The following is a 23,840-nucleotide window of genomic DNA, read 5'->3' as shown; positions in this document are numbered from 1 at the left end:
ATGAGGGTCCGTGTAGGAAAATGAAAATTGCCGACACGCATGCAGATGCTAGGGTCGGATGCATGAGAGTGGGTCTCTTCCATCCGGGCACGCAGCACAGCTGGCAGACCGCTCTCGCGCTGCAGCAGCACCAACGGCTCGCTTGGTATGCCACGTCGATATTCCGGCGCGAGAGGCGTTTCCCCTTCGACTTGCTGGAACGGCTGCCCGGGCCTGCGGGCCGGGCTGTCCGCCGCGAGCTCGGCCGCTTCCGCTTCGATGCGCTCGATCCGGCAAAAGTGCGCACCCATGGCCTGCACGAATGGGCGGAACGTGCGGCGCGGCGCGCCGGTTTCGGCCGCCTTGCTGCGCGGCTTAACGCGGGCGGCAATGTCGAATTCGGGCGCTGGGTCGCACGGATGGCGCGAAAGGAACGGCTCGATGCGTTGTGGGGCTTCAATTCCAGCTCGCTCGAAGCGTTCGGCGCCGCTGCGGGTTCGGCGCGCATCCTCGACCAGACGACACCCGACTTGCGGGCCATCAACGCTGTGCTGGGCGAACTGGAAAGCGGCCACGCGGACTGGCTGGTCAATCCCGGCTTCCGCCATTCGCAGGCGGCCATCGACCGGCAGGCGGGGGAGTTCGCACTCGCCGATCGGATCCTCGTGGGCAGCGAATACACCGCCGCCACCTTGCGGGAACATGCCGGTACGGGCGTGGCTGCGCGGACCCGGCTCCTTCCCTATTGCTACGATGCGGCGCAATTCACCGGGCAAAGGGCGCCGGAGGCGACGAGCGGACCGGTCCGGTTCCTGATGGTCGGATCGATCTCGGCGCAGAAGGGGGCGCATCTTGCGCTCCAGGCGATCGAGCAATTCTCGCCGTCGGAAGCAACGCTGACCTTGGTCGGTAGCCTCGCCCTGCCGCCGCAGAAATGGGGGCAGCACGAACGCCGCGTCAGGCACGTGCGCCATTTGCCGCGCAGCCAGGTACCGATGGCGATGGCGGACCATCACGTGCTGCTGTTCCCGAGCTTCTACGAGGGCGGCGGCATCGTCCTGTACGAAGCGCTCGCGAGCGGACTGGCGCTGGTGCAGACGCCGCGGGCGAGCCATGCGGTCGATGCCGACACCGGCATCCTGCTCGACAATCTGGACGTCGACACGCTGGCAGAGGCCATGCGCACCTGCATCATGGACCGGGAGCGGCTCGAACGCTGGCGCGCGGCTGCGCCGAACCGCGCACGGCAGTTCAATTTCGAAGCATATTCAAATGGCGTCGCCAAGGTGCTGAAAACGCTCTGATCAGTCCTTCGTCCGCTCCAGCATCAGAGCGGCTTGCGCGAAGAAGCTCGTCGGCGCGAAATCCGTGAAACGTGTCAGGCGCCAGCCGCTTGTGCGTGCCGCCTCTTCCATCAACCCGACCCCTTGCGGTACGTCACCGGCGCTGCCACCCGCGCCGTGATCGGCGTTGTCGAGATAGAGGATGCCGCCGGGCGCGATATGCGCGAGGCCTACGGCAACGCAGTCCCCGCGCCATTTCCCGTCGACGAGGATCAGGTCGAACTCGCGCCCGTCGGCTGCGGCGAGATATTCCTCGCGCGTGGTCGCCAACCGGTACTCGACCTTGTCCGCCGCCGCGCCGAGCTTGCGGGATACCAGCGTGTGCCACCCGGCATGGTCCTCCACCGAAACCAGCAATCCGACGCGCTGCGCCAGCCAGAGTGTGGACATGCCCGAGCCGAATTCGAGCACGCGTGTCGCGGGGCCGATCCGCCGTGCAAGTTCGCGCGCAGCGTCGTACGAGATCCACGGACGCTCCGGCTGCAGGCCGAAAGCTGCCCGGCCCACGGCGCTGGCAAAGGCGCGTGGCCCGTTGCGCACGAGGCGGGACAAGGAAACGCGCTCGCCGGACGCATCGTGGAGGCGCGTCTTGCGGCTTTCCGCCCCGGCGATAATCTTGGTCCAGAGCTTCACGGCCTTCGCCCCGTGATGCGCCCCGCAAGCGCGGCCAAGCGGTGCGGCGCGCGCCGAACCGCTTCTGTATCGAGCATGCCGAGCCGGCGCGCCTGCAGCGCCAGCCACAGCGCCATAGCGGCATCGAGAGCGGCCGCGCCAAGGGCTGCTGCTAATGCGCCGAGCGATGGCACCAGCAAGGCTACCACGGCCAGGTTGACCAGGCCCAAGGCTACGAAGGCGTAGCTGAAACGCTGCTGCCGGTTGACGGCCATCAGCAAGTTGGAAAGCGGCACCCAAAGGCCATTGAACAGCATCGCGGCGGCAAGCGCGGCGACCAGCCAGACTGATGGCGTAACCGTGCCGCCGGTCCACCAGCGGACCAGTTCCGGGCCCACCACCGACAGCGCGATAGCTGCGGGGACGAGGACGACCAGCGCCGTCCCGAGCGACAGCGCGACCAGCTCCGCCTGCCGTTCGCGCTCGTCGCGGGCGCTGGCGGCTGTGAAATTCGGGCCCGCCGCGACGGAAACCAGCGTGGTCAGTTGCACCGCAGCGCGGCTCATGGTGCGGACCACGGTGAAGGCGGGAACGGCGGCCGCGCCGGCCAGTGCGCCGAGCACCGCAACGGGGCCCTGCAACGCCAGTGCATAGCCGAGCGGAACGACCGCCATGGCGAGGGCAGGGGCCGCGAGGCGGGCGACCTCTCCGCGCAGGGCGCCGGGCGATCCGTCCGCTAGCCACGGCGCGCGGCGCAACAGCATCACGCGCAGCAGGATCGCGCCGGCGACATGGCCGGCGCAGTAGATCGCCGCCGCTTCCAGCAGACCTCCGCCGGCCACGACCGCTATCAAGACGGAAGCCGTCTCTACCGCGGTGAGCGCGGTGATGACGTAAATGCCTGTCGAATAAGCGCCCACGGCGCGCATTCCGGCCTGCGCGATGGCGAGCTGCTGCCCCGCGATGGCGAAGGCGACGAGGACCATCACGACCAGCGCGGCGCGGCCTCCCGCAGCCGGATCGGCGAGCGCGACAAGCGGGGCAAGCGGCCCGGCGACCAGTGCCCACGCGATCAGGAAACTCGCGGGTCCGACCAGCATCATGCCTCGGCCAAGCGCCACAAAGCTTCGTGCCGCATCTCGCTTGCGATCCTGCGCCACCGCGGCGGTCATGTCGTTCGCGGCGGCGGTGACGAAGCCGAAATCGCCCATCGCGAGATAGGCGGGGAGGGTGAAGAGGATCAGCCAGGTGCCGTAGGTCTCCAGCCCCCAGACGCGCGACAGGACCGCGATGGAGAGGAACTGGACTGCGAGATTCACCGCCTGGCTGACCCCGTGCGCGCCAATGTTGCCGGCAAGCGATCCCGGTGCGAATTTGCGGCGGAGCCAGCCGGTCATGGGCCCGCCACCCTGCGCCGCAGCTCTGCATCCGCGCGGTCGAGGATTGCGTCGCGGTCCCAGACCGATGCGGCGCGCGCAGTCGCCGCCTTACTCAGTCGCGCGGCGCGCGCCGGATCGCCGGCCAGCGCGGCAATCGCACGGGCGAGCGCCCCTGCATCGCCCGGCGGCACGGCCACGCCGCACCCCTCTATCTCGGCGGCAAGGCCCGTGTCGGCGGCGGCGGTGGCAATCACCGGTCGTCCCGACGCCAGCATGTTGGTGAGCTTGGACGGCAGCACGAGGTCGGCTGCACCCGCAAGCTGCGGCAACAGGTGGACGCTCGCCAGCTGCATCAGCGCCGCAACATCCTCCGCCGGTTGCAGGTCGCGGAACTGCACGTTAGCCAAGCCGGCCGCCCCGGCTTCCAGCGCCTCGCGGTTCGGACCTTCACCGCAAATGACGAAAGCGATATCCGCGCGGTCGGAAAGCCGGCGGGCAGCCTCGATCACGATTTCCAGACCCTGTTTCGCAGCGATGTTGCCTGAATAAAGCGCCACCTTGCGGTCGCCGAGCGACCATTCCTGCCGGAAATCGCGAAGAGGCCCGCCGCCCGCCGGATGGTTCGCCCAGTTGCGAAGTTCGAAGGTATCCTGCGCCGAGCCGCGCTTGTCTGCCAGCTTGCGCAGCATGGCAGGGCCGATCGTGCTGGCAAGATCCGCGCGGCGCAGCATGGCGCGTTCGAACCACAGCGCAAGGCGGGCAAGCGGTCCGCCTTGCCCGACGAGGCCGGTCGCAAATGCCGCTTCGACTTCGAAATCCTGCACGTGCAGCCACAGCCTTGCACCGCTTGGCCGGGCTGCAAGCCATGCGACCGGCGCGGCGAGCAGGGCGGGGCAGACGGCCAGCACGATATCCGGTTTCCTCCGCGCCGCTCGCAGCAGCGCCGGCAGCGCGCTTGCGGCAAAACTCAAGTAATGCACCAGCCGCCGCGCCGCCGTCGGACGGGCGGGAATGTAGTGCGGGCGCCGCGAGACGCAGACACCGCGCTCGACCCCGTCATCCGGGCACTCCATCGCGCGCCATGCCGGATAGTAGGGCCGGCCTGCGATGAGTTCCACGTCCCAGCCGCGCGCGGCGAGGCCTTCGCACAGGCCGGCGGTGTAGGGGCCGATGCCGATCGGTTCGGGGGCGTAATTGAGGCCCAGCACCAGCAGGCGCGGCCGCCGCGTTTGCTGTTCAGCCATCGAGCCGGACGCGCCGCCCGCCTTCCGAAAGGAAGTCGCGGTATGTCGCGGCGATCCCCTCGGCGAGCGGGATCGAAGGCCGCCACCCCATTGCCTTCAGCCGCGAACTGTCGAGCAGCTTGCGCGGCGTGCCGTCGGGGCGGGAACTGTCGAAAGCCAGCCTGCCTTCGAAACCCACGGTGCGCGCAACCAGCTGCGCCAGCTCGGTAATCGTCAGCTCCTCGCCGGAGCCGACGTTGACATGCTCCGCGCCCGAATATTCGCGCATCAGGAAAACGCAGGCATCCGCGAGGTCGTCCACGTGCAGCAGTTCGCGGCGCGGCTTGCCGCTGCCCCAGACGGTCATTTCCGCCTCGCCGGCTTCCCTGGCCTCGTGCGCTTTGCGCAGTAGCGCGGGCAGGACGTGACTGGTATCGAGGTCGAAATTGTCGCCTGGGCCGTAGAGGTTGGTGGGCATCGCGCTGATGAAATCGCAGCCATGCTCGATGCGATAGGCCTGGCACAGCCGGATGCCGGCGATCTTGGCGATGGCATACCACTGGTTGGTCGCCTCCAGCGGGCCTGTCAGCAATGCGTCCTCAGAGATCGGCTGGTTGGCCTCGCGCGGGTAGATGCAGCTGGAGCCGAGCATCAGCAGCTTGGCGGTCGCTGCGCGGCGGGCGGCCTCGACCACGTTCGCCTCGATCATCAGATTGTCGTAGAGGAATTGCGCCGGATAGGCATCGTTGGCGGCGATCCCGCCGACCCGCGCCGCAGCCATGAAGACGGCATCGGGCCGCTCTTGCGCAAACCAGTCGTTCACCGCACGCTGGTCGCGCAGATCGAGGCTGCGGTCTGCGGTCAGGACCTCGCAGCTCTCGCTCGCCAGGCGCCGCACGATGGCGGAGCCGACCATCCCGCGATGGCCCGCGACATAGACGCGCTTGTCGGAAAGATCGAAGCTCATCGGCCTGCTCCTGCCGGATGCGGCCGCGCAGCCAGGATGCGGGCGAACGGTGCCGCGCGGTGCGCAATGCGGCGCAACGGATTGGCGGTGTGCTTGGCGACGAAGCGGCGCCAGTCCCGCCCGTGGATGCGGCCATCCTCCGCCAGTCCGCGGCGCAAGCGTTCCATGCGGCTGGCCGCGGGGTCGAGCGAGCTGCCGGCAGGCTCGTTGCCTGCACACAGGCCGCCGAAGTCGCTCGCCAGCAGCACCGGGATTCCCGCGACGCCGGCCCGCAAGCCGTAGTCGAGATCGCCGTAGATATGGGTGAAGCGCGGATCGAGCCCGCCGAGCCGGGCCTCTGCTGCGGCAGAAACCAGCGTGATATTCCCACTCATCGTATCGACCGCCTGCGCCTCTCCCGCAGGCTCCGCGAGTGCGAAGCGCAGCGGGCGAAGGGGATCGGTCCGCACCGACCCGCCATAGGTCGTCCGCCCCGTCTGAGGATCGCGCGTGGCAGCGGTGACGATCACCGCGTCTTGGCCGGTTGCTTCATCGACGAGCATGGCGAGCGCCCCGTCCAGCAGCTCCACATCGTCGTTGAGCCACAGGTAGTGATCGAAGCCGCCGCGCGCCTTTGCCGCATCCCAGGCGCGCTGCATCCCGCCGTTCCACCACAGCGAGCCGTCGCCATCGATCACGGTGGCTTGCGGCATCACGGCGCGCACCGCCGCGCCCGTGCCGTCGGCCGATCCGTCATCGACGAGGAAGAGGTTTGCGGGATTGAAATGCGCCTGTCCGGCCAGGCTCTCGAGGCAGCGCAAGGTCAGCTCGCGCCGGTTGTGGCACGTCATCAGCACGGCGATAGCGGGCGACGGGAAGGTGGAGGGGCGCGCGGTCACAGCTTCCTCCGCAGCCGCGTGAGGACGGCGTCGGCCATGCCGGAAGCGACCGCGACGCTGCCGCCATGCCCCTTCGCGGCGGCGCGAAGCCTCGCGATTTCGGCACGCAGCAGGCGGCGCACCGTGGCCTTGCTGTCGAGCGCGCCGCCCGGCGTCTCTGCCCGCAGGCCGAGCCACTGGCCTTGTGCGACGGTCTCGCCGATCGTGCGGCCCGGCCGGGGAAGGGCCTCCAGCCGCGCCTGGTCGGCCAGCACCGCCGCGCGCGAGAGCCAGTACCCCATGGTGAGGTTCCACGAGCTGGTGGAGATCGTGATCGAATCCTCGTGCGCGGAAAACTGCGCGACCGGCTGGCGCAGCACCGGCACCTGCACGCCCGGCGCGCGGGCAAGGGCGATGGTGAACAGCAGCAGGTCCGGCCCGATGGCGCGCTTCCACATGAAATGTTCGCGCAAGGGATCGGCTCTCGACGTGTCTTCGACCTCGGCCAGCCACAGGTCGAAGGCGGCGCGTGGAAAGAGTGCGGCAGTGGGGCTGACGGGCAGGGTCACGCCCGCCGGCTGCGAACCGCCGAGATAGAGTGCGAGGAGGTCGCGCGCGGTAAAGGCGAGCTGCTCCGAATTGGGCGTGAACGGCGCGTCCGTTTCCGCCGGCCGGACCTCGCCATGGCCGATGGCGACCGGCGCACCGCGTTCGAGCACGGGAAGCAGGTGGAGCAGGAAATCGAGCGCGATGTAATCGTCCGACCAGACGAAGGTGACCGCGTCGCCGGTCAGCCCCTCGGCACAATCGAGCCAGCTTTTCGTCGGGCCGAGACCGCGCCTGTTCTGCCGCAGCACGACGCGCGGCTCCTCGCCGAATTCCTGCTGCAGTCCTTCCCACGATCCGTCGTCGCTCTGGCTGTCGAGCACGATGACTTCGCCGTCGGCCCGCGCATGGTCGAGCGCGACGAGGCAGCTGCGGACCGCCCGCTGCACCAGTCCGTTGCGGTTGAGCGTGGGGATGAGGAAGCTGGTCTTCACGCCGATCCCCGCTCCGCCATGAAGCGTGTCAGTGCGGCATCGAGATCGAAATCGGCCACCGTGCCGACTTCGCTTTCGTAGCGCGCCGTATCGCCGACCAGCATATTCGCCTCGCCTTCGACGGGTACGAATTTGATGTCGCTGCGCCCGAACGCCTTGGATAGCTTGCGGGCGAGGGTTTCGATCTTCACCCCGCTGCCGGTGCAGATGTTCAGCGGCCCGGAAACATTCGCCTCCAACGCATCGACCACGCGCGCCGCCAGCCATGCGGCGTCTGCGATGTCGCGCACGCTTTGCGCGCCGTGCAGGTCGAGCTCCGCCTCGAATTCCGCCGCCTCGATCCGGGCAGCGAGCGCGGGCACGACATAGCTTGCCGCCTGCTGCGCATCGAAGAAACTGAACAACCGCAGGACCGCGGCATCGGGCAGGATGCGCTTCACCCACTGTTCGGCATGGAGCTTGGTCAGGCCGTAGTCGGAGGCGGGGGCGAGCGTGGCATCCTCGGCCAGCGCCTCGTCCAAAGGGCGATAGACGTGCGAGGTGGATATCTGCACCATCCGCCCGGCTGCCTTGGCGACTGCGCGCGCGATCGTGACGGTGCCGCCGACATTCACGGCGATGGCGCGCGCCGTGTCGGCGGCCACTTCGCCCACCGGCACCATAGCGGCGGAATGGACCACCGTTTCCTGCCCGCTCGCCCATGCGGTTGCGGCGACGCTGTCGGTCACGTCGCCGGCGAAAGCGTCGACCTCGTGCCCGCGCGCTTCCAGCTCGGCGCGGATGCGGCGGCCGAGCGTACCGCTCGCCCCGGTCAGGCCGATGCGCATGGCGTCAGGCACCTGTACCGATACCTGTACCGGCACTGGCGGCGCGGCGCAGCGCCTCGTGCAGGAAGGCTTCGTCGCCTGCATCGGGCTGCGGGTTGAGACCGATCATCAGGCCGCGTTCGAATACGCCGTCGCATTCGGGCAGGGGCCGCTGGTGGTCGGCGAGGCCGAGCATGCGGGCCAGCGGGTGGCGCAGCACATTGCCGACGATAATCGGGCGCGTTTCCACCCCGTCCGCTTCCAGCGCGTCCCGGCCGCGGTCGCGCGCGTCCCGGTCGGGGAACAGCAGCGGCGTCGTCATCCACGAATGGCGATCGATGATGTCCGCGCCGGGCACGCGCACGGCGGTGCCATCCAGCGCATCGATACGCCCCTGCGCCACCGTGCGCCGTGCATCGACCATGTCCGCAAGCCGGGTCAGCTGCACGCTGCCGAGAGCGGCGTTGAGGTCGGTCGAGCGCACGTTGTAGCCCGGCAGGACGAAGCAGAAGCGCGGATCGATCGTGCCGCTTTCCTTCCCGCTGTCGAAATCGAGGAAGCCGTCCAGCTGAAGGTTCCGGCTCCACCCGTGGGCGCGCAGGGCATAGGCCATGTCCGCCAGCTCGTCGCTGTCGGTCAGGATCATCCCGCCCTCGATGGTGGTTAGGTGGTGGCTGAAATAGAAGCTGAAAGCGCTGGCCGAACCCAGCCTGCCGATCCTTGCACCGCCTTTCGTCACCGCGCCCACGCTTTCGCAGGCATCTTCGAACAACAGCAGGTCGTTCGCGGCGCAATATTCGGCAAGCTCGGCCACGTGGGTGGGATTGCCGAGCACCGGCACGGCGATGACCATGCGGGTCCGCTCCGTCACCGCGGCGGCGACCGTTTCGACGCTGGCGTTGAGGCTGGCAGGGTCGATGTCGCAGAACACGGGCTTCAGGCCGAGGTTCATCAACGGCTTCAGCGTGGACGGCCAGTTGAGCCCCTGGATCACGACCTCGTCCCCCGGCGCGCAGGGGCGGCCGGAGGGCACGAGATCGGGGCGCAGCCGCGACAGCTGTACCAGTGCCTCTATCCCCACAAGGTTGGCGGAGGAGCCGGAGTTGACGAAGATCGCGTGCTTCGCGCCGTGCCAGTCCGCGAATTCCCGCTCGAACCGTGCTACCCTTGCGCCCTGTGTCAGCCGGCCGCTTTCCAGCACCTCATGCGCGGCGGCCATCTCGGCATCGCCCAGCGTGTTGTAGGCGAGGGGGATGCGATAGTCCGCCATCGTCAGTCGGCCTGGCTGATCGTGGCGGACTGCATTTCCTGCAAGTCGGCCTGCAGCATCTCGCGGGCAAGTTCGCGCACGTCGGTTTCGTGGCGCCAGCCCAGCTTCTGGTGCGCCTTGCTGGGATCGCCCAGCAGCAGTTCCACCTCGGTCGGACGGAAATAGCGCGGATCGACTTCGACCAGCACCTTGCCGGTGGTCCGGCAATAGCCTTTTTCGTCCACGCCCTCGCCGCGGAATTCCAGCGGCAGGCCCGCATCCTCGAAAGCCCAGCTCACGAAATCGCGCACGCTGGTAGTGGTGCCGGTGGCGAGGACGAAATCGTCAGGCTCGTCCTGCTGCATCATCATCCACATGCCGCGAACATATTCCTTGGCGTGCCCCCAGTCGCGCTTGGCGTCGAGGTTGCCGAGATACAGCCGCTCCTGCCGGCCGAGGCTGATCGCCGCGGCGCCACGGGTGATCTTGCGGGTGACGAAGGTCTCCCCGCGATAGGGGCTTTCGTGGTTGAACAGGATGCCGTTGGAGGCGTGCATGCCATAGGCTTCGCGGTAATTGACCGTGATCCAGTAGGCATAGAGCTTTGCCGCGCCATAGGGGCTGCGCGGGTAGAACGGCGTGGTCTCGCGCTGCGGCACTTCCTGCACCAGCCCGTAAAGCTCGCTGGTGGACGCCTGGTAGAAACGGCTGTGCTTCTCCAGGCCGAGAATCCGGATCGCCTCAAGCAGGCGCAGCGTGCCGATGGCATCCGCATTGGCCGTGTATTCCGGCGTTTCGAAACTGACTGCCACGTGGCTCTGCGCGGCGAGGTTATAGATTTCGTGCGGCTTGGTTTCCTGCACGATCCGGATCAAATTCGTCGCATCGGTGAGGTCGCCGTAATGCAGGTGGAAACGGCGGTTGTCCTCGTGCGGATCCTGATAGATGCCTTCGATCCGGTCGGTGTTGAAGCTGCTGGACCGGCGCTTGATGCCATGCACCTCGTAGCCTTTCTCCAGCAGCAGCCGCGACAGATAGGCGCCGTCCTGCCCGGTGACACCGGTGATGAGGGCGACTTTACGATCCTGGGACATGGCGACGCGGCTCTCCTGAAATAGTGCCGCAAAGCCGTAGCCACATCACGAGTCGCGCCGCAACCGCCGCCTTTGCGTAATCGACATGTCAGGAAGATCGTCGGAACCGTCGGTTCAGGGCCTGGCTGGGGTGGCAGGGATCGAACCTGCGAATGGCGATACCAAAAACCGCTGCCTTACCACTTGGCTACACCCCAGCAGGCGAGCGCCCCTATAGCGCCCCTGCCGGTGATGTGAAGGCCCGATGTTTGTGGATGCCATGGTGCATTTCGCGGGCTAGGCTGGCGGCATGACCGACCTGCACGCCGCCCGCCGCATCCTCGAAACGCTGGTCGCCTTCGACACCACCTCCCACCGCAGCAACCTGGCGCTGATCGAGTGGGTGGAGGAGTACCTGGCCGATCATGGCGTCGCTTCGGAAAGGGTGCCGGACGACAGCGGGGAAAAGGCCAACCTGTTCGCGATCTGCGGGCCTGCGGTGGAAGGCGGCGTCATCCTTTCGGGCCATAGCGACGTGGTCCCGGTGGCGGGGCAGGACTGGACGAGCGACCCGTGGGTCGTGCGCGAAGCCGACGGCAGGCTTTACGGGCGCGGGACGAGCGACATGAAGGGCTTCATCGCGCTGGCGCTGGCATGGGTGCCGAAATTCGTATCCGCCTCGCGGCCGGTGCATCTTGCGATCAGCTATGACGAGGAGGTCGGCTGCGCGGGCGCGCCGGCGATGATCGCGCGAATGGCGAAGACGATCCCCGCGCCGCGCTGCGCCATCGTGGGCGAGCCCAGCCTGATGCGCGTGGTGACGGGGCACAAGGGCATCGCCGTCCATGAAGTCACGGTGCGCGGCCACGAGGCGCATAGCTCGCTGTTGGACCAGGGGCTGTCGGCCAACATGGTGGCGGTCAGGCTCATGGCGCAGCTCGCGGAGCTGGCGGAGGAAATTGAGCGGCGCGCCGACGCGGGCAATGGCTTCGATCCGCCGCAGGCGACGCTGACCATCGGCGAGATGGAAGGCGGGACGGCCGCCAACATCCTCGCCGGCCATGCGCGCTTCGTCTTCGACCTGCGCTGCCCGCCGAACGAAGATGCCGACGCCATCCTCGCCCCGTTTCGCCGGACGTGCGAGGACATGGACGCGCAGATGAAGGCGCGCTTCCCGGGCACCGGCGTGCGGCTGGAGCGCCGCTCCGGCACCTGCGCCATGACGCCGGAAGGCAGCGACGATGCGGTCGATTTCGTCCGCGCGCTGACGGGCGAGAACGCGCCGCCGCTGCAGGTGTCCTACGCGGCGGAGGGCGGGCAATTCCAGCAGGCCGGCTTCCCCACCGTGATCTGCGGGCCGGGCTCCATCGAGCAGGCGCACCAGCCGGACGAATGGATCGCGCTGTCCCAGCTGGAAGCCGGGGCGCGGTTCATGGACCGGCTGGCGGAAGCGCTGGCCTGAGGTCAGGACTCTAGTCGGGCTTGCTCGGCTCCAGCCGCTTGCCCTCGAAATCGGCAGCGGAGTGGCGCTCGGCCAGCCTTGTGTCCTCGTCGCCCCAGACCTTCGTCACGATGCGGCCCCGCTGCACGCCCGGACGCGCGCCGATCTCTGCCACCCAGCGGGCGACGTTCTCGTACTCGTGGATCGAGAGGAACGTGTTCGCGTCGTTGTAGATGTTGCCTTCGACGAAGGGCGCGAGCCACGGGAATGTCGCGATGTCGGCGACGGAATAGTCCTCGCCGCCGAGATAGCGATTATCCGCCAGCCGCTGGTCCACCACATCGAACTGGCGCTTCGTTTCCATCGCGTAGCGGTTGATCGGGTATTCGTATTTCTCCGGCGCGTAGGCGTAGAAATGGCCGAAACCGCCGCCCATGAATGGCGCGCTGCCGACTTGCCAGAACAGCCAGCTGAGCACTTCGGTCCGGGCCTTGCCGGTCGGCAGGAAGGCCCCGAATTTCTCGGCAAGGTGCAGCAGGATCGCGCCGCTTTCGAAAACGCGCACAGGCTCTGCGCCCGACTTGTCGAGCAGGGCGGGGATCTTCGAATTGGGGTTCACGCCCACGAAGCCGCTGGTGAACTGGTCCCCGTCACCAATGTTTATCGTGTAGGCGTCGTATTCCGCAGCGTGGCCGGCTTCCAGCAGCTCTTCCAGCATGATCGAGGCCTTTACCCCGTTCGGCGTGGCGAGCGAATAGAGCTGGAAGGGATGGTCGCCTTCGGGCAGCGCCTTGTCCTCCCGCGCGCCGGCGGTAGGCCGATTGATATTGGCGAACTTCCCGCCGTTCTCGGCATCGTGTGTCCAGACCGTGGGCGGAGTGTAGGTGGGATCGGCCATGTTCGGCTCCTGTTGCAATGCGACACGGGGTCAATTGGCGACGACCTGCATCATTTCCATAAGGAACCCGTTTCGCAGCGGAAACGTTTCCTTGCCCGCCATGGCCTCCGCCCCGTCACAGATTGTCTATGTCGACGATTCCCAGCCCGGGATCACCCGCAAGGGCGCGGGGAAGGGCTGGGCCTATTACATGCCGGACGGTTCGCTGATCAAAGACAGCGCGGAAAAGAAGCGCCTCAACGCGATCGCGCTGCCGCCTGCCTACGAGCGCGCGTGGTTCTGCATCGACTGCAACGGCCACATCCTGGCCACCGGCCATGATGCGCGCGGGCGCAAGCAGTATCGCTACCACCCCGAATTCCGGGCCTGGCGGGAAAGCGAGAAGTTCGACCGCTGCATCGAATTCGGCAAGGCGCTGCCGGCCTTGCGCGAAAAGGTGATCAGCGACATGCGCAAGCCCAAGCTGACGCGGGACCGCGCGGTGGCTGCGCTAGTAAAGCTGCTGGACCTTGGCGCAATCCGCGTCGGCAACACTCAATATGCCAAGGCGAACAAGAGCTACGGCGCCACCACCCTGCAGCAGCGCCACGCGCAGGTCACCGGAAAGACGCTGCGCCTGCGCTTCATCGGCAAAGGCGGGAAGGAACGCGACATCAAGCTGTCCGACGCCTCGCTCGCGCGGGTGGTGCGCCTGATGCAGGATTTGAACGAGCAGGAACTGTTCGCCTGGGTGGGCGATGACGGCCAGCCGCAGGACGTCAATTCCAGCCACGTGAACGAATATTTGCGCACCAACATGGGCGGCCCGTTCAGCGCCAAGAATTTCCGCACCTGGCACGCCAGCGTCATGGCTTTCCGCCTGCTGGGTGAAGCGACCGAGAAGCTGACGATCAAGGCCGTGCTGGAACAGGTCGCGCAGCATCTGGGCAATACGCCGGCGGTCACCCGCAAGAGCTACGTCCACCCCGCCGTCATCGAGTTGATCGGGCGGCAGGAGGAATGGCGCAAGACGCTGCGCCTGCTGCGCGCCCAGCCGCACCTCAACGAATGGGAGCGCGGATTGCTCGAATTCCTGGAAAGCGAGCCCGACGCAATGGAAATCTTGGCAGCGGCCTGAAATTCGCGGGCCGCGCTATTCACGCTGGGTTTTGACGAACCTGTGGTAGGCAGTCCCTGTCGCGGATTATGACCTGCCACGGGCATGGACGCGGCATGGAGCCATTCCATGCATCGCCTGGCGCATTTCGACATTGCAAAGACCTTTCGCCGGCCGCGGTCGAAGATCGCTGCGCAACTGGTGTTTGGATTGACTTGCGCCCTTGCGATGATCGGCTTGCGCACCCTCGTCGATTTCATCGCGCCGGCGGCCGGTCCCTTCGCGCTGGTCTATCCTACCGTCCTGATTGCCACACTGTTCGGGCATTGGCGTGGCGGGCTGGTCGCGCTTCTCGTCTCGTTCTGCTGGGCGTGGTATTTCGTGCTGGAAGCGACTTCCAGCTTCACCTTCGTCGTGGCGACCGACCCGGCCCGTGTCGCGATCAATTTCGCGGCCTGTTCCATCCTGATCATTCTTGCCGAAGCTTTCAGACGGGCGGTGCGCAGCAATGCCGATCGCGCCGAGCTGGAAATCGCGCGTCGCAAGCTGCTGATGGCAGATCTGGAGCACCGGACGAAGAACAATTTCGCCCTTGTCGCCAGCCTGCTCGCCATCCAGAAACGGCAAGATACCACGCCGGGGATCGAAGCGGCGCTCGACCTTGCCATCAACCGCATCCACACTTTCAAAGATGCGTATTCCAACCTCACGCTGGACCCGGACGACGACAGCGACATCGATATGGCGGATTACCTGTCTCGCCTGACGACGCGCGTTGCCAAGGCCAGCCTTCACGAGAATGTGCGGATCGACACCGACATTGCGCGAATGGTTCTGCCGCGCGAAAAAGCGGTTGCCATCGGCCTCTTCACCAACGAAGCCCTGGCGAATTGCGGCAAATATGCTTTTGCCGATGGCCGCGCGGGCTCCGTCAAGTTGCGCTTTCAGCAGTCCGACGACGATGGCTGGACCTTGGAAATCCTCGACGACGGGGCGGGCAACGCAGCGAAAGCCTCGACCGATAAAAGCGGTCTTGGCAGCAATCTCTTCACCGCCTTCGCGATGCAAGCTGGCGCCGAACACGAAATCGAGATCGGGGAAGGCGGGGCACGAGTGGCGCTGAAATCACGCCCTGCCGAACCCTCCGTTCACTAATCCGGCCTAGCCGATCTTGGTCACCCAGCCGTGGCGATCCTCGATCGTGCCGCGCTGGATGCCGACCAGCTTCTCGCGCAGCTTGGCGGTCATCTGCCCGGCGCTGCCGCCGCCGATGGTAAATTCGCCGTCGCGCCCGCCGACCTTGCCGACCGGGGTGACGACCGCCGCAGTGCCGCAAGCCATCGTTTCCAGCAGCTTGCCGCTCTGCGCGTCCTCGCGCCACCGCTCCAGGCTGTAGCGTTCCTCGACCACATCCAGTCCTTCCTCGCGGGCGAGGGTGATGAGGCTGTCGCGGGTGATGCCGGGCAGGATCGTGCCGGTCAGCGGCGGGGTCAGGATACGCCCGTCGTCGAATACGAAGAACAGGTTCATGCCGCCCAGTTCCTCGATCCATTTGCGCTCGACCGCGTCGAGGAAGACGACCTGATCGTATCCCTTCGCGATAGCCTCCGCCTGCGGCACGAGGCTGGCAGCGTAATTGCCGCCGCATTTCGCATCGCCCGTGCCGCCGGGCGCGGCGCGGATATAGTCCTCGCTCACCCAGATCGAGACCGCCGGCGCACCGGACTTGAAATAGCCGCCGACGGGGCTGGCGATGACGAGGAACTTGTATTCCTTCGCCGGGCGCACACCGAGGAAGGCTTCCGACGCGAACATGAAGGGGCGCAAATAGAGCGAGCCGCCTTCAAGGCTTGGAAACCAATCGCGGTCCGCCAAAACCTGCTCGCGAACCGCGGCGAGGAAGTCGGCTTCCGGAATGGGCGGCATGGCAAGGCGCGCACCGGAATTGTTGAAGCGCGCGGCGTTGGCTTCGGGGCGGAACAGGGCGATGTCGCCATTGTCCTGCCGGTAAGCCTTCATGCCTTCGAAGATTTCCTGCGCGTAGTGGAGGACGCTGGTGGCGGGGTCGAGGGCGATCGGCTCGCGCGGGCCGACCCGGTGGCTGTGCCAGCCGCGCCCCTCGGTCCAGTCGATCTGCACCATGTGGTCCGAAAACAGCGATCCGAAGCCCGGATCGGCTAGCGCCTGGTCGCGCGTGGCGCCGGGTACGGGCGCGGGATGGGGGATACGCTCGAAAGGAATATCGGTGCTGTCGGTGCCGTCTGCGGCCATGGTAATCTCCTGCCCGGCGCGCCTAATTCGCCATGCTGCGGCTGGCAAGGCTGCTGACCCTGGAAAGGGCCGAAGAAGCGGCGCGCATGGACTTCTGGCAGGGCCCGAAAATGAGAAAGGCCGCCACGGCTATGCCGGTGGCGACCTTTCGCATGGTCAGCGGCCGGAAGTGCCGCCCACGAAACCTTTATCGGTCAGGAATGCTTACCGATAATGCCTCGCGTGGAAACTTGCCGACCCCTCTGCTGAACCATGAGACATCGGATCACCTCCTTTCGCGCTATTGAGCCAAAACCCACCGTTTCACCGGGGGCCAAGAACCCGCGTTCACCGCTGGCCTTACATGCATATGTGAGTCGTTTGCGCGGCAAAGACAAGGCTTGAAATATATCTTTTCCCCGTCAGAATACGGCGCTTCCGGCCTGCGCTATATGCGCGGGCCTTTTGCGTTTCAGCGGCAATCCTCGACCACCCGGCTGACCTCGATCCAGCTGGGCAGGTACAGCGGCGCAAGGCCGGCGATCTCGATGGCGAAACGGCCGCGCGAAAACGCCATCGCATCGAGCAGCGGATCGCGCGGGGACAGCGCGGCGACCAGCTGCGGCACGGACCCTGTCGTGGGCGAGGCGCTGAGCTGGCGATTCTCCGTTTCGGTGAAGACCTGCATCGCCAAGGCGGACGGCGCATTGCCCGGCCGCGCAATGCGCACCTGCCGCGCGGCAAGGTCGCATTCGATCGACAGGCGGACGGTCCCGTCCTCGCCCGCATAGGTCGCGACGGTGGCGTTGCCGACCGCGCCGTACGTCCAGTTCCCCGGCGTGCGCGGGTTGTCGATCCAGTTCTCCGGCGCGACGGCCACCACGGGCGCTTCGGGCGTCGGCGCGGGCCGCGGAATCGGGGTGTAGGTCACCGGCGGCTGGCGCGGCTGCTCCGGCGGAGTGGAACAGCAGGCGATCGCGATCAGCGGGATACAGGCGAGGAGGCGTTTGATTTGCATGGGCTTCCTATGAAGGTTCGGGGTCATGGTTACAACGCGCGATGTGAACCCCGGCTGGCATGTGGGGCGTCTCGCCGCTATCGCGCTGCCATGGCGAAGCAGAGGGTGGATCAGGCGCTGGTGGAGCGCGGGCTGGTGGAAAGCCGCACCCGTGCGCAGGCGCTGGTGATGGCGGGGCTGGTCTTTTCCGGCGAGACGAAGATCGCCAAGCCCGGCCAGCAGCTTGCCGTCGACGCGCCGCTGGAAGTGCGCGGGCGCGACCATCCGTGGGTCAGCCGCGGCGGCATCAAGCTCGCCCACGCCATCGCCCATTTCGGCCTCGATCCGCGCGGCGCAGTCGCGATGGACATCGGCTCTTCGACCGGCGGGTTCACCGACGTTCTTTTGCAGGGCGGGGCGGCGCATGTCTTCGCAGTCGACAGCGGCACGAACCAGCTCGCGTGGAAACTGCGGCAGGACGCGCGCGTGACCGTGCTGGAACAGACGAGCGCGCGGATCCTGACCGCTGAACAAATCGACCGGCCGTGCGACTGGGTGGTGTGCGATGCCAGCTTCATCGGCCTCGCCAAGGTGCTGGAGCGCCCGCTGGAGCTTGCGGCCACGCCGTGCCGGCTGGTCGCCCTGATCAAGCCGCAATTCGAGGTCGGTCGCGATGAGGTCGGCAAGGGCGGCGTGGTGCGCGATCCGGCGCTGCACGACCGCGTGTGCGGCGAAGTGCGGCACTGGCTGGAAAGCGCAGGCTGGCAGGTCGACGGCATCGTCGAAAGCCCGATCACCGGGCCGGAAGGCAATGTGGAATTTCTCATCGCCGCGCAAAGGCGCTAGGGGCCGTTTCGATGACTGCATTCAGCAAAGACACACTGGTGCTTGAAGTCGCGGACTTCACCCACGACGTACTCACCGGGATCTATTCCGAAGAAACGGGCGAGGCGCAGCCCCTGGTCTTCACGATCTCTGTCCGGATGCGGCCCGAACCGGCATACACGCCCGACACACCGCTTACCGACAGCAAGAATTACATGGACCTGATCGAGGCGGCGTCGAGTGCGCTGCCGAAAGATGTGCATTTCAAGCTGATCGAATCGGTGGCCGACCACGTCTGCACCACGCTGATGGCGCAGGACGAACGGATCGAGGCGGTGACGGTCAAGATCGTGAAGCCGAAGATCAGCGAGGCGGACGAGAAGATCGGCATGACCTTGCACCGCGAGCGGCGCTGATCTTACCGTGGAATCCGGACGATACGTAATCGAAGAGATGCCGGATGATCCGCTCGACGCGGCGGCCCTGTTCTACGGCAATCACCTCAAGCTGATCGAAGTCGGGCTGTCCGTGCTCGATATTTTGACAGTGCAATTGCCCGCTGTGCCCAAAACCCACGAGCAATATTTGCGCGCTGCGATGGGTGCGCTTGCCCGCAAGGTCGCGCCGCGCAGGGTCAATGCCATTAGCGGGAATAACGATGCGACCATGGAAAGGGCCGCGGCCTGGCTCGCATCTGCGCCCGGCATCACCGGGCAATATTTCGCTGTGGATGGCGCCGGGCCGCAAGCTGCGTTAGGCTGAGCCGCATGAACGAGGGCAGCTTGATCGACGGATTTGCGCGGCGGATCAACTACCTGCGCCTGTCGCTGACCGACCGCTGCAACCTGCGCTGCACATATTGCATGCCCGAACGCATGGAATTCCTTCCGCGCAAGGACCTGCTCTCCATCGACGAGCTGGAATTGCTGGCGACCCATTTCGTCGCGCGCGGCATCCGCCGCATCCGGCTTACCGGGGGCGAACCGCTCGTGCGGCGCGGAGCGATGGATCTGGTCGAACGGCTGGGGGCGCTCGTCGGCAGCGGCCTCGACGAGCTGATGCTGACGACCAACGGCACAATGCTGTCAGAGCATGCAGGGGCACTCGCGGCGGCGGGCGTGCGGCGGGTCAATGTCTCGCTCGACACGCTCGACGCCGATCGTTTCGCCCGGCTGACGCGCGGCGGGGACCTGTCGCAGGTGCTGGATGGCATCGCGGCCGCCAGGCGCGCCGGGCTCTCGCTGCGCATCAACTCGGTCGCGCTGAAGTCGGGCAACCGGCACGACCTCCCCGACATCGTTCGCTGGGCCCACGGGCAGGGCTTCGACCTCGCGCTTATCGAAATCATGCCGCTGGGCGAAACGGGCGAGGACCGCTTCGACCAGTATCTGCCGCTCTCCGCGGTGCGGGAGGAACTGAAGGCGGAGTTCGGCCTCTCCGCCATCGGCCACCGGACCGCCGGACCGGCGCGCTACATGCGCAGCGCCGCGACAGGCGGACGCATCGGCTTCATCACGCCGCTGAGCGAAAACTTCTGCGGCAGTTGCAACCGCATCCGCGTGACGGCCACGGGGCAGCTCTATCCCTGCCTGGGCGATGCCGGCCGGGTGGACCTGCGCGCCGCATTGCGAAGTGGGGACCCCGCGCGCATCCACGCGGCGCTCGACACGGCGATGCGCACGAAGCCCGAACGGCACGATTTCGCGATCACAGCGCGCGGGCAGGCCCCGGCGCAGGCGCGGACGATGTCGGTGACGGGCGGCTGATGGCGGTCCGCGTCCTCTTCCTCGGCCCGTTGCAGGATTGGGAAGGCGCGGCCGCGCGCGACTTCGAAGCGCCGCTAGACTGGCAGTCCCTGCTCGCCAAGGTCGAGCCCTCGACGGCGGAGCAACTGCGGGAAGATCGCGTCCAAGTGGCTGCGCGGGGCAGGGTCCTCGCCGACAAGACCGCACTTCTAGCGCAGGACGGTGACGAAGTGGCGCTGCTGCCGCCTGTCAGCGGCGGCTGACCATGCGCGACGTGCGCGTGACCGCCAGCGGCTTCTCGCCGGCCTCCGCCATCGCCGGTCTGGCCAAGGCGTTCCCGGATGCGGGTGGCCTCGCCAGTTTCGTGGGGCGTGTCCGGCAGGGCGACAGTGTCAAAGCGCTGGAACTCACCCACTACGAACCCCTCACCTTGCCGGAGATGGAAACCTTGGCGGAAGAGGCAGAGGCCTGCTTCGCGCCGCTCGGCCTTCTCGCGTGGCACCGCGTCGGCGTGATGACGCCGGGCACCGCAATCGTGGTGGTCGCGGCGGCCGCCGATCATCGCCGCGCCGCTTTCGACACGGTCGATTTCCTGATGGACCACATGAAAAGCGCCGCGTGGTTCTGGAAGCGCGAGCACCGCGCCGACGGCTGGCACTGGATCGAACCCCGCCCGGACGACTACGCCGCGCTGGAGCGGTGGCGGGTCTAGCGCCGCAATCGGCTGCGCAGCGCGGCGATGGCGGCATCCTGTTCGTCTTGCAGCGCGGCCAGCTCGTTGCGCGCGCGCTCCACATCGCTCGCATCGACGCCGATATCGTAGGTCTCGACATACAGCAGTTCGATGTCGGCGAGCGGCCCGGCCATGGCGCTGCGCTGGCTCGACAGGTCGGCCACGGCCACTTGCGCGGCGGCCCAGGCGTCTGACGTGACCGATGCGCCGGAGGCTGCCGCGACGGCCCGCTGCGCCCGGCCGAGTGATTCGCGAAATGCCGCCGCATCGGCCAGCGCGGCGGCGCGGCGGTCTTCCAGCAAGGCGCGCTGGTCGGCTGGCAGGGCGCGCAGGGGCGCGGCGGGGTTCGAATAATCGACGTCGCCCGTGCGCCTGAGCTCTGCATCGCGGACGGCGAGGCTGGGGTAATCGGTGCTTGCCCCCGCGCAGGCGGCGAGGGGCAGGGCGGCGGCGAAGGGCAGGACGATACGCATCGCCCGCAGCCCTAGCATGTTTGGCGCGGCGCACCATATGGGACGGGCGCTCCATGAGAGGCGCGCGCGGGGTGCGGAGCGGGCAAAAAACCGCCCGCCCGGCGTTGACAGAAGACGGGGCTTGGCCTAACGGCTCCCTTCTTTCCGGCCTCCCTTGCGGGTGGCCGGCGTGTCGCTTGCGCTATGTTGCCCGTTCGGGCAGCGGATCGGAGCGGGGCGACCTGACACGATTAGAAACGGATTTGAAAACCATGTTCGCAGTAGTGCGCACGGGCGGCAAGCAGTATCGCGTCGCCGAAGGAGACAAGATCGCGGTCGAGAAACTCGGCGGCGAAGCCGGTGACACGATCACCCTGGGCGACGTCCTGCTGGCCGGCGAAGGCGACAGCATGGCGGATGCCGCCAAGGTGACCGTCTCGGCCGAGATCATCGCCCAGGCGAAGAGCGAGAAGGTCGTCGTTTTCAAGAAGCGTCGCCGTCACAACTATCGCCGCAAGGCGGGCCACCGCCAGCAGATGACGCTGCTGCGCATCACGTCGGTCGGCGAAGGCAGCAAGAAGAAGGCCGCGCCGAAGAAGGAAGAAGCCCAAAAGGAAAAGGTCCAGAAGGACGACGCCCCCAAGGCTGACGCCAAGAAGGCCGACACCAAGAAGGCAGCGCCGAAGAAGGATGCAGCCGAGAAGAAGGCAGCTCCCAAGGCGAAGGCTGCGGCACCGAAGAAGGCAGCCGCAACCAAGAAGGCACCGGCCAAGAAGCCGGCTGCCAAGAAGTAATCCAAGCGATCCGGTAGGAACGAGACATGGCACATAAAAAAGCAGGCGGCTCTTCGCGTAACGGCCGCGACTCAGCGGGTCAGCGCCTCGGCGTGAAGAAGTTCGGCGGCGAAAATGTCGTCGGCGGCAACATCATCGTGCGCCAGCGCGGGACCAAGTGGTACCCGGGCCAGAACGTCGGCCTCGGCCGCGACCACACGATCTTCTCGCTCGTGGACGGCCGCGTGCGATTCCACTCGGGCAAACTTGGTCGCACTTACGTGTCCGTGGACGCCATGGCGGAAGCAGCCGAATAACCGGATGATCCGATAACGGGGTCATCCACCGGGATGGCCCCGCCGGGTTTTCGAACACCGGCATCTGCAAGGGAGACGGGGCCAACCCCTCTCCCTTTTTCTATGTGTCGCTCCCTTGCAACAATCTGCCGCCATCGGGCGGCCGTGTGCAGGCTCCAGCAAGAATTCGCGCACGATCGTGCGGCTTGCGGGGGCGAAAGGAGTAAGACCGATGTTCCACCGTACGCAGCGCCTGTTCCTGCGGCCCGTCTTCCCCGACGACTGGGAAGCGATCTTTGCCGGCATCGCCGACGAGACGGTGGTGCGAAATCTTGCCAAGGCACCCTGGCCCTATCGCCCCAAGGATGCGAAGGCCTTCGCCGCGCGCGGCCAGGATCCCAGCCTGCCGAGCTTCATCGTCACCGAGCCCACGGCGCGGGGCGAGCGGTTGATCGGCAGTGCCGGGCTGGGCGAGGACGCGGGCGAGGTCGAGGTCGGTTACTGGATCGCGCGCGAATACTGGGGCCGCGGCTATGCCTCCGAAGCGCTGGCCGGCGTGATCGAGGTCGCGCGCATGCTCGGGCTCGACCGGCTGACGGCGGGCCACTTCCTCGACAATCCGGCGTCCGGCCGGGTGCTGGAGAAGAACGGCTTCACGCCGACGGGCCGCGTCATGCCGCGCTTCAGCTGCGGGAGGGGCAAGGAATCGCTCGTGCGCCAGTACGAGCGACTGCTCGGGGCGGGGATGGCGAGCGGCGACGAACCCCAGGCGGCCTGAGCCAAGCGCAAAAGAAAAGGGCGGCCCCCGCTACGGGAGCCGCCCTTTTTCATGTCCGGACCGCGTTTATTCCGCCGGGACCGCGGTCAGGTTGGCGTCGGCGAACTCGCTGTCGTACTTGCCGATCAGCTCGCGATCGTCGTGGTCCCACGGGTGGAAGCCGGGCTTGAAATAGGCCAGCCATGCCGGGAAAATCCGCCGCAGCACGCCGGGCTTCACGGTCAGGTACTTGAACAGGCCCCAGCGCGCCTTCCAGCCGGTGATGCCGTCCTGCGCCAGGAGCTCGATGGCATCCTTCCAGCGGTTCACGATGAAGCGGTTGGTGATGATCAGCATCATGATCGCGCGCAGGCGGTACTTGCGCCACGCCGGCCAGTCCTTCGTCGCGTGCAGATAGGTGTCGTAGGCGACGCCCTTGTGCTCGATTTCCTCGACTGCGTGCCAGCGCCACATCGCGGCGACTTCCTCGTCCGCACCGGCGAAGTGCTGCGGGTTGGCGAGGAATTCGTGCGCCATCATCGCGGTGTAGTGTTCCAGCGCCATGGTCACGGCGAGGTTGATGATCTGCGGCCGACCCTTAGTCAGGTCGAGCAGTTCCTTCACCCGCCGGTCGATCTTCTGGATGTCGTAGCCGTGGTCCTCGGCCAGACGGTTGAAGGCGACGTGTTCGCGCGTGTGGTTGATTTCCTGCCGGATGAAGGCGCGGATTTCCTCCGCCAGCTGCGGATCGGCGCCGTCGCGGTGAGCCTTCACCGATTCGATGAAGAAGGCCTCGCCGCGTGGGAAAGTGGCGGACAGGGCATTGTGCCAAGCCGTGCCGAAGGGTTCGCCCGCCCACCAGCGGCTCGCCTTCTTGTCGCGATTGAAGCGCTCGTCGCGGATCACGATGTCGAGATCGGCGGGAGTGGGGGTGGTGCGGGCGCCAGTGCCTGTAGCGGTGCGGGCCGCGTCCTTGTCGGTTGCGGCGGCGCGGTCTAACGGGATTGCAGTCGGGGCGTTCATGCCGGTTGCCTCGTGATTGTTAGTGA

The 23,840-nt window shown here is 66.9% G+C and carries 27 protein-coding genes and 1 tRNA gene; 13 read left to right on the top strand and 15 right to left on the bottom strand.

Annotation, left to right across the window (positions count from 1 at the left end):
- The first annotated feature begins 62 nt into the window (after positions 1 to 62).
- On the top strand, positions 63 to 1,283 hold the full coding sequence (locus VCJ71_RS05655; RefSeq protein ID WP_324639725.1) for a glycosyltransferase family 4 protein: 1,221 nt from the start codon (positions 63 to 65) through the stop codon (positions 1,281 to 1,283).
- Here VCJ71_RS05655 and VCJ71_RS05650 read toward each other — a convergent pair whose 3' ends face one another.
- The 10 genes from VCJ71_RS05650 to VCJ71_RS05605 all read right to left on the bottom strand — a co-directional run bounded on the left by VCJ71_RS05650 (position 1,284) and on the right by VCJ71_RS05605 (position 10,746).
- Positions 1,284 to 1,955: an O-methyltransferase gene (locus tag VCJ71_RS05650; protein WP_324639724.1), complete on the bottom strand. Its 672-nt coding sequence runs from the start codon at positions 1,953 to 1,955 to the stop codon at positions 1,284 to 1,286. It abuts the gene before it with no gap.
- Positions 1,952 to 3,331 (bottom strand): lipopolysaccharide biosynthesis protein, encoded by a 1,380-nt coding sequence (locus tag VCJ71_RS05645; protein ID WP_324639723.1) that lies wholly within the window; start codon positions 3,329 to 3,331, stop codon positions 1,952 to 1,954. The genes VCJ71_RS05650 and VCJ71_RS05645 overlap by 4 nt, the downstream gene beginning before the upstream one ends.
- Positions 3,328 to 4,557 (bottom strand): WcaI family glycosyltransferase, encoded by a 1,230-nt coding sequence (locus VCJ71_RS05640; protein ID WP_324639722.1) that lies wholly within the window; start codon positions 4,555 to 4,557, stop codon positions 3,328 to 3,330. Before VCJ71_RS05640 ends, VCJ71_RS05645 begins: the two co-directional genes overlap by 4 nt.
- On the bottom strand, positions 4,550 to 5,503 hold the full coding sequence (gene fcl / locus VCJ71_RS05635) for a GDP-L-fucose synthase (protein WP_324639721.1): 954 nt from the start codon (positions 5,501 to 5,503) through the stop codon (positions 4,550 to 4,552). Before fcl ends, VCJ71_RS05640 begins: the two co-directional genes overlap by 8 nt.
- Positions 5,500 to 6,381 carry a glycosyltransferase family 2 protein gene (locus tag VCJ71_RS05630; RefSeq protein WP_324639720.1) on the bottom strand — a complete coding sequence of 294 codons (882 nt, stop codon included), beginning with the start codon at positions 6,379 to 6,381 and terminating at the stop codon, positions 5,500 to 5,502. The genes fcl and VCJ71_RS05630 overlap by 4 nt, the downstream gene beginning before the upstream one ends.
- Complete coding sequence (locus VCJ71_RS05625) at positions 6,378 to 7,400, bottom strand: glycosyltransferase (RefSeq protein WP_324639719.1); 1,023 nt, start codon at positions 7,398 to 7,400, stop codon at positions 6,378 to 6,380. Before VCJ71_RS05625 ends, VCJ71_RS05630 begins: the two co-directional genes overlap by 4 nt.
- Positions 7,397 to 8,239: an NAD-dependent epimerase/dehydratase family protein gene (locus VCJ71_RS05620; RefSeq protein ID WP_324639718.1), complete on the bottom strand. Its 843-nt coding sequence runs from the start codon at positions 8,237 to 8,239 to the stop codon at positions 7,397 to 7,399. Before VCJ71_RS05620 ends, VCJ71_RS05625 begins: the two co-directional genes overlap by 4 nt.
- A complete protein-coding gene (locus tag VCJ71_RS05615) occupies positions 8,232 to 9,476 on the bottom strand; it encodes a DegT/DnrJ/EryC1/StrS family aminotransferase (protein WP_324639717.1) in 1,245 nt (414 codons plus the stop codon). Before VCJ71_RS05615 ends, VCJ71_RS05620 begins: the two co-directional genes overlap by 8 nt.
- Before the next feature lie 2 nt (positions 9,477 to 9,478).
- Positions 9,479 to 10,549 carry a GDP-mannose 4,6-dehydratase gene (gene gmd, locus VCJ71_RS05610; RefSeq protein WP_324639716.1) on the bottom strand — a complete coding sequence of 357 codons (1,071 nt, stop codon included), beginning with the start codon at positions 10,547 to 10,549 and terminating at the stop codon, positions 9,479 to 9,481.
- Between the two features lie 122 nt (positions 10,550 to 10,671).
- Positions 10,672 to 10,746 (bottom strand) — tRNA-Gln (locus VCJ71_RS05605).
- 92 nt (positions 10,747 to 10,838) lie between these two features.
- On the opposite strand from VCJ71_RS05605, the gene argE reads away from it, so the two are divergent.
- The gene (gene argE, locus VCJ71_RS05600) at positions 10,839 to 11,990 is read left to right on the top strand and encodes an acetylornithine deacetylase (protein ID WP_324639715.1); all 1,152 of its coding nucleotides are present in this window, start codon (positions 10,839 to 10,841) and stop codon (positions 11,988 to 11,990) included.
- Between the two features lie 10 nt (positions 11,991 to 12,000).
- Here the strand turns inward: argE and yghU are convergent, their stop codons facing one another.
- Entirely contained in the window at positions 12,001 to 12,867 is an 867-nt protein-coding gene (yghU, locus tag VCJ71_RS05595) for a glutathione-dependent disulfide-bond oxidoreductase (protein WP_324639714.1), read from the bottom strand.
- Positions 12,868 to 12,967: 100 nt separating this feature from the next.
- On the opposite strand from yghU, the gene VCJ71_RS05590 reads away from it, so the two are divergent.
- Both VCJ71_RS05590 and VCJ71_RS05585 read left to right on the top strand, forming a co-directional pair.
- Entirely contained in the window at positions 12,968 to 13,984 is a 1,017-nt protein-coding gene (locus tag VCJ71_RS05590; protein WP_324640881.1) for a DNA topoisomerase IB, read from the top strand.
- A gap of 180 nt (positions 13,985 to 14,164) precedes the next feature.
- Entirely contained in the window at positions 14,165 to 15,118 is a 954-nt protein-coding gene (locus VCJ71_RS05585) for a sensor histidine kinase (RefSeq protein ID WP_324639713.1), read from the top strand.
- A 6-nt stretch (positions 15,119 to 15,124) separates the two neighbouring features.
- On the opposite strand, the gene VCJ71_RS05580 is transcribed toward VCJ71_RS05585, so the two are convergent.
- On the bottom strand, positions 15,125 to 16,234 hold the full coding sequence (locus VCJ71_RS05580; RefSeq protein ID WP_324639712.1) for a branched-chain amino acid aminotransferase: 1,110 nt from the start codon (positions 16,232 to 16,234) through the stop codon (positions 15,125 to 15,127).
- Positions 16,235 to 16,685: 451 nt separating this feature from the next.
- Positions 16,686 to 17,231: a hypothetical protein gene (locus VCJ71_RS05575; RefSeq protein ID WP_324639711.1), complete on the bottom strand. Its 546-nt coding sequence runs from the start codon at positions 17,229 to 17,231 to the stop codon at positions 16,686 to 16,688.
- Positions 17,232 to 17,321: 90 nt separating this feature from the next.
- Here VCJ71_RS05575 and VCJ71_RS05570 point away from each other — a divergent pair, with 90 nt between their 5' ends.
- The 6 genes from VCJ71_RS05570 to VCJ71_RS05545 are packed head-to-tail and all read left to right on the top strand — an operon-like array spanning position 17,322 to position 20,492.
- Complete coding sequence (locus tag VCJ71_RS05570; RefSeq protein WP_324639710.1) at positions 17,322 to 18,056, top strand: TlyA family RNA methyltransferase; 735 nt, start codon at positions 17,322 to 17,324, stop codon at positions 18,054 to 18,056.
- Positions 18,057 to 18,067: 11 nt separating this feature from the next.
- Positions 18,068 to 18,451, top strand: a complete 384-nt coding sequence (locus VCJ71_RS05565; protein WP_324639709.1) for a dihydroneopterin aldolase — start codon at positions 18,068 to 18,070, stop codon at positions 18,449 to 18,451.
- Positions 18,452 to 18,458: 7 nt separating this feature from the next.
- Complete coding sequence (locus VCJ71_RS05560; protein WP_324639708.1) at positions 18,459 to 18,797, top strand: Rossmann fold domain-containing protein; 339 nt, start codon at positions 18,459 to 18,461, stop codon at positions 18,795 to 18,797.
- Between the two features lie 5 nt (positions 18,798 to 18,802).
- The gene (gene moaA / locus VCJ71_RS05555; protein ID WP_324639707.1) at positions 18,803 to 19,801 is read left to right on the top strand and encodes a GTP 3',8-cyclase MoaA; all 999 of its coding nucleotides are present in this window, start codon (positions 18,803 to 18,805) and stop codon (positions 19,799 to 19,801) included.
- Positions 19,801 to 20,043: a MoaD/ThiS family protein gene (locus VCJ71_RS05550; protein ID WP_324639706.1), complete on the top strand. Its 243-nt coding sequence runs from the start codon at positions 19,801 to 19,803 to the stop codon at positions 20,041 to 20,043. Before moaA ends, VCJ71_RS05550 begins: the two co-directional genes overlap by 1 nt.
- 2 nt (positions 20,044 to 20,045) lie before the next feature.
- On the top strand, positions 20,046 to 20,492 hold the full coding sequence (locus tag VCJ71_RS05545; protein WP_324639705.1) for a molybdenum cofactor biosynthesis protein MoaE: 447 nt from the start codon (positions 20,046 to 20,048) through the stop codon (positions 20,490 to 20,492).
- Here VCJ71_RS05545 and VCJ71_RS05540 read toward each other — a convergent pair.
- Entirely contained in the window at positions 20,489 to 20,986 is a 498-nt protein-coding gene (locus VCJ71_RS05540; RefSeq protein WP_324639704.1) for a hypothetical protein, read from the bottom strand. The two genes, VCJ71_RS05545 and VCJ71_RS05540, sit on opposite strands and share 4 nt — an antisense overlap.
- Before the next feature lie 251 nt (positions 20,987 to 21,237).
- On the opposite strand from VCJ71_RS05540, the gene rplU reads away from it, so the two are divergent.
- The 3 genes from rplU to VCJ71_RS05525 all read left to right on the top strand — a co-directional run bounded on the left by rplU (position 21,238) and on the right by VCJ71_RS05525 (position 22,812).
- Positions 21,238 to 21,759, top strand: coding sequence for a 50S ribosomal protein L21 (rplU, locus tag VCJ71_RS05535; protein WP_324639703.1), 522 nt, complete (start codon positions 21,238 to 21,240; stop codon positions 21,757 to 21,759).
- Between the two features lie 26 nt (positions 21,760 to 21,785).
- Positions 21,786 to 22,055 (top strand): 50S ribosomal protein L27, encoded by a 270-nt coding sequence (gene rpmA, locus VCJ71_RS05530; RefSeq protein WP_290135676.1) that lies wholly within the window; start codon positions 21,786 to 21,788, stop codon positions 22,053 to 22,055.
- 211 nt (positions 22,056 to 22,266) lie between these two features.
- Positions 22,267 to 22,812: a GNAT family N-acetyltransferase gene (locus VCJ71_RS05525; RefSeq protein WP_324639702.1), complete on the top strand. Its 546-nt coding sequence runs from the start codon at positions 22,267 to 22,269 to the stop codon at positions 22,810 to 22,812.
- Between the two features lie 66 nt (positions 22,813 to 22,878).
- On the opposite strand, the gene VCJ71_RS05520 is transcribed toward VCJ71_RS05525, so the two are convergent.
- Entirely contained in the window at positions 22,879 to 23,814 is a 936-nt protein-coding gene (locus VCJ71_RS05520; protein ID WP_324639701.1) for a metal-dependent hydrolase, read from the bottom strand.
- Between the last annotated feature and the right edge of the window lie 26 nt (positions 23,815 to 23,840).

The sequence above is a fragment of the Pseudoblastomonas aquimaris genome, from assembly GCF_035481675.1.
Taxonomy (GTDB): Bacteria; Pseudomonadota; Alphaproteobacteria; order Sphingomonadales; family Sphingomonadaceae; genus Alteriqipengyuania_B.
The sequence above is the reverse complement of the archived record's forward strand: the minus strand, read 5'-3'. Positions and strand labels throughout refer to the sequence as shown.